Raw genomic sequence first — 5,207 nt, 5'->3', positions numbered from 1 at the left:
ATCGGCCAGCCTATTGCCAATACCCAGATTTATATTTTAGATGAGTATAGACATTTGGTTCCTGCAGGTGTTAATGGAGAAATGTATATCTCAGGAGATGGATTAGCTCAGGGTTATCTGAACCGTGAGGATTTAACGGAAGAGAAGTTTGTAGAGAATCCATTTGTAGCAGGTACGAAGATGTACCGTACAGGAGATTTGGGAAGATGGTTGCCTGATGGTACAATAGAGTATCTGGGAAGAATTGACCATCAAGTCAAGATCCGTGGACATCGTATCGAGTTAGGCGAGATTGACAGCCAGGTGCTTTCTTTCAGTGAATCGATTAAATCTGTTGTGACGGAGGTAAAAGAACATGATGGAGATAAGAGTTTGGTGGTATACTATGTAAGTGATGCTCCGATCGACAAACAGGATCTGGCGAGGCATCTTGAGAGCACGCTTCCACAATATATGCTTCCCGGTTTTTATGTAGAACTTGACCAGATTCCTTTAACGAGTAATGGAAAGGTTGACAGAAAGAGTTTACCGGAAGTAAGCAGTTCAGATCTAATAAAGAATGAATATGTAGCGCCTGCCAATGAATCAGAACAACAGCTGAAAGAAATCTGGCAGGAAATATTAAGAATTGAAAACATAGGAGCTACGGATAACTTCTTTGAGTTAGGTGGAAACAGTATGAATGCCATCAGGATCATTGGAGAAATACAAAAGAAAATGAAAAAGGTCGTGAAAATTAATGTTTTCCTCGAAAAACCCACCATTAAAGAGTTGGCTGAAGTGATGAACGAAGTCGAAAACAAAGAAGAAAATACTTTTAGAACAATTATTTAACCTGGTAAACACTATAAAATTTATTTTAAAAAATGGAAAATTTAAAAAACGATACCTATTTAAAACTTAATGTCGTAATCGAACCATTGGTAGATCTATGGTATGCATGGTCACACCTTATATCTCCTGTCACTGCGGCAATGAATATAAAGCACAGACACCTGAGAATTATGTCATCTTACATTAAAAATGCGAAGACCCATAGTTTAGCGGTTAAAAATCCTAAAATGTTAGGAGGTCCATTCATAGATTATCAGACGGAAAGAGTAAATGAAGTTTCAAGGTTACACGACGAGACTATTGAAAAAAGAGCACATTTATTAGAATTGGACAATGCCTTAAGAGAATTAAATGAGATTTTACAATCAGAAGTTCAGGGTTTCTCTTTGAATAGCATGTATGAAAAGATTCCTGAAATTCTAAAAGGGTATGTTGAGCTTTATTACGATTTAAATAATAATGTCAATTACAGATTAATAGAACCATTGTTATATGCAAGTAAGTATTATGATGAGTCGGCTCAGTCTATAAGCTTACAATTAATTGATTCCGATGATTCAAGATCATTTGTCTTAAGTACTCCGAGATTACCGGATGAAAATGTTATTCATCTTGATATCCCTTTCAGATCTGAGGTTATAGATGAACTTTTTAAAATGAAGAAAGTTCCGGGTGATTACGGAAAAATAAAGGAGCTGCTTAATATTCCTGCTGAAAAAGAAGAGCTTTTTAAAACTTTTTTTACTAAAGAAAAACCAGCAGAATTCCGCAAATACGATGGGCCGGGGGTGAGAACCAGATACTTTGGACATGCATGTGTTCTTGTTGAAACCAAAAAAGTATCAATCTTAGTAGATCCTGTTATTAGCTATGACGGATATGAAACAGATGTGAACAGATACACCATTAATGATCTTCCTGAAGAAATTGATTATGTTTTGATTACCCATAATCATCAGGATCATATTCTTTTGGAAACCTTATTGCAATTACGCCACAGAATAAAAACAATTATTGTTCCTAGTAGCAGCAAAGGAAATCTACAGGATCCGGATCTCAAGTTAATGTTTAAGAAAATAGGTTTTAAACAGGTTATTGAATTAAATGAACTGGAAAGTATTGAAATGGAGAATTGTGTGATTACAGGACTTCCGTTTTTAGGAGAACATGCCGACCTTGATGTTAGAAGTAAACTGTGTTATCATTTTTCTCTGCATAATGGCATCAGACTTCTATTCGCTGCAGATTCCTGTAACATCGAACCAAAGATCTATGAAAAAGTAAAAGGAATCGTCGGAGAAGTAGATGTATTATTCCTGGGAATGGAATGTGAAGGAGCTCCATTATCCTGGCTGTACGGACCATTAATGTATAAGAAATTAGAAAGAGATAAAGACCTTTCACGACGTCTGGCAGGATCTGACTATAACCAGGGAATAGCTTTTATTGATATTTTTAATCCTAAAGATGTATTTGTATATGCAATGGGAATGGAACCTTGGTTGGTATTCATCAGTTCTATTAAATATACTGAGGAATCCAAAGCTATTGTAGAGTCCAACAAACTACTGGAAGAATGTATATCCAGAGGCATCGAAGCAGAAAGATTGTTTGGAGAAAAGACAATAGAATATGTATAACGGAATTACTGAATGGTAATTTAAATTTAGATTTTAAATCAATGATCATTATCAACTTTGCATTTGTTTTAAGAAAAAATGCAAAGTTTTTAAATGATCTGCTTGAATCCCAACGATATTTCTAATGTCAACTCAGTATGATCTGAGCTTAACAGATTGATATTGTTTTATATATTGAAAAATAATCAAGATGATTAGCTGCATTAACTAAGGATAATTTTTAACAGAAATATCAATTATACCAAAATTTATGAAAAACTTTATTGATAAATTAAAAGAAAATAATATAGAAGTTGTATTGAAGAATGATAATTTAGAAATCATTTCCACAAAAGAAAATATTCCAACTGAGCTTTTGAAGGAAATAAAAATAAATAAAGATTCTTTAGTTCAATTTTTTAAAAATAAATCACTCTCAAATGCTTCTATAGATGAACAAGGTAATATCCATTACAGAACATCTCATGTTCAAAGGGAAATATGGATAACATGTCAGGACCCTACAGCATCCATAACCTACCATTTACCTTCGAATTTTTATATTAGGGAAACTTTAGATATTGAATTATTAAAAAAAGCATTGAATTTTGTTCTTAACAAATATGAAATTCTAAGAACCAATTTCAAATTAAATGCTTCAGGAGATTTGGAGCAACTAATCCATCATAAAGTAGAAGCGGATATACATGAAATCGATTATACTCATGGTAATTATGAGGATGGGATGGAATTTATCAATAAAGATAATCTTGTAAATTTTGATTTAGAAAACGGTTTGCTTTTACGATGTTATTTAATTCATCTTCCTGAAGGAAATAGCATTTTCTATTATAATATACATCATATTATAGCAGATGAATGGTCTGTTAAGATATTTGAAAATGAAATATTCTCAGTATATAAGGCCTATTTAATTGGAGCAGAACCGGAAAAAGAAATAAAATATCAGTATAAGGATTATATTGATTGGACCTATGAGCAATTGTCAGCTTCAAAGGATCATAAAAAATACTGGCAGGATGTTTTGGTACCATTACCGGAAGCTGTTCAGTTTCCTACGGATAAGATAAAACCGTCTTTTAAAACCTATGATAGCGTAGCTTTTCAGATGTTTTTATCCCTTGAGAATACCAAACTGCTTAGTAATTTGGTTCAGAAACGCCACGGAAGTCTATTTATGGGAGTTCTTACGGTGCTAAAAGCACTGTTGTATAAATACACCCATCATGAAGATATCATTGTAGGATCTCCGATGGCTATCAGGGAAAGAGATGAATTTTCCCAGCAGATCGGTTATTTTCTAAGAACATTGGTTTTAAGAAATAAAGTAAGTTCTACAGATAGCTTTAATACTTTTTTTGAAAAAGTTAAAGAAAATCTGATCTCCGCTTATGAGCATTCCATATATCCGCTGAGTGAGATATTGAATGATATTGATTTTAAAAGAGATCAGGCTAAAAGCTCAATTTTTGATATTTCAATTACATTTCATGAAGCGACAACAGATCCTTATTCAATACATGAAATAGTAACGGACAGCACTCAGGAATTTAAAGGAGGTAACTGTAAAAATGATATCGAGTTTCATTTTGGTGTTATTAATGACCAGTTATATATCAAAGTAAATTATAACAAGGATCTGTATGATTCGAATACCATTCAGAACTTTATAAAACACTACAAAGAATTACTATTAAAATTCGTTGATTCTCCAAATACTCCTCTGTCAGAATTAGAATATGTAAGTTCTGCGGATCGGGATGTATTGTTAAAAAAATTTAATAATACCTCTGTTTCATATCCTGACAATCAAAATATTGTTAGTTTATTTGAAGAGGAAGTGGCCAGAAACCCAGAATCAAGTGCTGTTGTTTTCGAAAATACAGTACTAAGTTATGAAGAACTTAATAGTAAAGCGAATGCTTTAGGACACCGTCTTCAGATGGATCATGGGATCAAAAAAGGTGATCAGGTAGGAGTGATGCTTAACCGTGGTGAGAATCAGATTGTTTCTATTCTGGGGATATTAAAATTAGGGGCAGTCTATGTTCCAATTGATGCCAACCTCCCTGAATCCAGGAAAGAAGTGATGACCTCTGGCTTGTCTTTACTGATCACTGAATCTTATTATTTCTTTGACCTTGATTTCTATGCTGGAGAATCCTTTTCGATCGATCTGGAATTAACAGAAGAAGACGGTTCAGACTTTACATCAACAGTTTTAGAAAAAGAAGATATTGCTTATATCATTTACACTTCCGGTTCTACAGGAGAGCCAAAAGGAGTTTTAAATACCCATGGCGGTATTTTAAATACGATGCTGTTCCAGAAAGAATTCTTTGAAGTTTCCTCTTACGAAAATGTAGCCCAGTTTGCTTCTTTCTCTTTTGATGCTTCTATTTCAGAGATTTTTATGACGCTACTTAGTGGTAAGAGTCTTCATATTCTGAGCGATTCAGTGAGAAAAGATGCGTATGCCTTTGAAGAATATGTAAACAGTCATTCTATTGATCTGGTAACGCTGCCACCTGCTTTCTTCAGTTTACTGAATGTTGAAAAGCTTCAAAATTTAAAAGGTTTAATTACCGCAGGAGAATCAGCAGTGATCGGTAAGACAAAAGAATATTTAAAGTATGGTACTTTTTACAATGCGTATGGTCCTACAGAGACGAGCATCTGTGCTACCGTGCATAAGCTGGAAAAAGGAAGTGACTTAACTTCGACTACAATACC

The 5,207-nt window shown here is 33.8% G+C and carries 3 protein-coding genes; all 3 read left to right on the top strand.

All coding sequences use genetic code 11. From position 1 onward, the window contains the following. Positions 1–834, top strand: an 834-nt coding sequence (locus H561_RS0120110; RefSeq protein ID WP_027388605.1) for a non-ribosomal peptide synthetase, incomplete at its 5' end; no start/stop codon positions are given. Positions 835–866: 32 nt separating this feature from the next. After that, positions 867–2,474 (top strand): MBL fold metallo-hydrolase, encoded by a 1,608-nt coding sequence (locus tag H561_RS0120105; protein ID WP_027388604.1) that lies wholly within the window; start codon positions 867–869, stop codon positions 2,472–2,474. Positions 2,475–2,724: 250 nt separating this feature from the next. Next, a partial coding sequence (locus tag H561_RS0120100) for a non-ribosomal peptide synthetase (RefSeq protein WP_027388603.1) occupies positions 2,725–5,207 on the top strand: 2,483 nt, incomplete at its 3' end.

It is taken from the genome of Chryseobacterium gregarium DSM 19109 (genome assembly GCF_000430845.1).
GTDB lineage: Bacteria > Bacteroidota > Bacteroidia > Flavobacteriales > Weeksellaceae > Chryseobacterium > Chryseobacterium gregarium.
The sequence above is the reverse complement of the archived record's forward strand: the minus strand, read 5'-3'. Positions and strand labels throughout refer to the sequence as shown.